The sequence below is a fragment of the Aliivibrio fischeri genome (assembly GCF_009727955.1).
GTDB lineage: Bacteria > Pseudomonadota > Gammaproteobacteria > Enterobacterales > Vibrionaceae > Aliivibrio > Aliivibrio fischeri_A.
In genome coordinates, this window is the sequence record NZ_WOBR01000042.1 from 1 (window position 1) to 1,216 (window position 1,216).

Annotated in this window: 1 protein-coding gene; it reads right to left on the bottom strand. The window is 44.8% G+C overall.

Annotated elements, in window-relative coordinates:
• Positions 1-1,148 (bottom strand): S-(hydroxymethyl)glutathione dehydrogenase/class III alcohol dehydrogenase (locus tag GNP81_RS19280; RefSeq protein WP_005417972.1); only part of this gene is annotated, 1,148 nt, incomplete at its 3' end.
• Between the last annotated feature and the right edge of the window lie 68 nt (positions 1,149-1,216).

The following is a 1,216-nucleotide window of genomic DNA, read 5'->3' on the forward strand; positions in this document are numbered from 1 at the left end:
TATTTATCCATATGCAGAACAGTACGGATAGATTTACCTTCGTGCATTAGATCGAACGCCGCATTTACATCCGCAAGACCCATAGTGTGAGTGATGAAGTCATCAAGAGCGAACTCACCTTGCATGTAACGGTCAACGATACCTGGAAGCTCAGTACGGCCTTTAACGCCACCGAATGCAGAGCCACGCCATACACGACCTGTCACAAGTTGGAACGGACGAGTTGAGATCTCTTGGCCCGCACCAGCAACACCGATGATGATTGATTCACCCCAACCTTTGTGACAACACTCAAGAGCCGAACGCATAACGTTAACGTTACCGATACACTCGAAAGAGTAATCAACACCACCGTCAGTCATTTCAACAATCACTTCTTGAATTGGCTTGTCGTAGTTCATTGGGTTGATGCAATCAGTTGCACCTAATTTTTTAGCCAGTTCGTATTTGCTTTCGTTCAAGTCAACACCGATGATGCGGCTTGCACCGGCCATTTTTGCGCCGATGATAGCTGAAAGACCGATACCACCTAGACCGAATACAGCAACTGTGTCGCCTTTTTCAACTTTAGCCGTGTTAAGCACCGCTCCCATACCCGTAGTTACGCCACAACCTAGAAGACAAACTTCTTCAAGAGGGGCATCTTTAGATACTTTCGCTAAAGAGATTTCAGGCAGTACAGTGTATTCAGAGAACGTAGAGCAACCCATGTAATGGAAGATAGTTTCACCGTTAATAGAGAAACGGCTAGTACCATCAGGCATTAGGCCTTGACCTTGAGTTTCACGAACCGCTTGGCAAAGGTTAGTTTTGCCAGATTTACAGAATTTACACTCACCACATTCAGCAGTGTAAAGAGGGATAACGTGGTCACCAACTTCAAGACCCGTTACGCCTTCACCAACCATTTCAACAATACCACCACCTTCGTGACCTAAGATTGAAGGGAAGATACCTTCTGGATCATCACCAGATAGAGTGAATAGGTCAGTGTGACACACACCAGTAGCAACGATGCGAACTAATACTTCACCCGCTTTAGGCAGTTGAACATCCACTTCTTCCATTTTAAGAGGTTCGCCAGCAGCCCAAGCTACCATTGCTTTAGATTTAATGTGAGTTTGACCAGGTTTAATATCAAGCGCCATTGGATTTTCCTTTTAATATATTCGGATGAGCAGTCAACTAAAGCGTAGTTGAGTTTTTTATTTCTGCT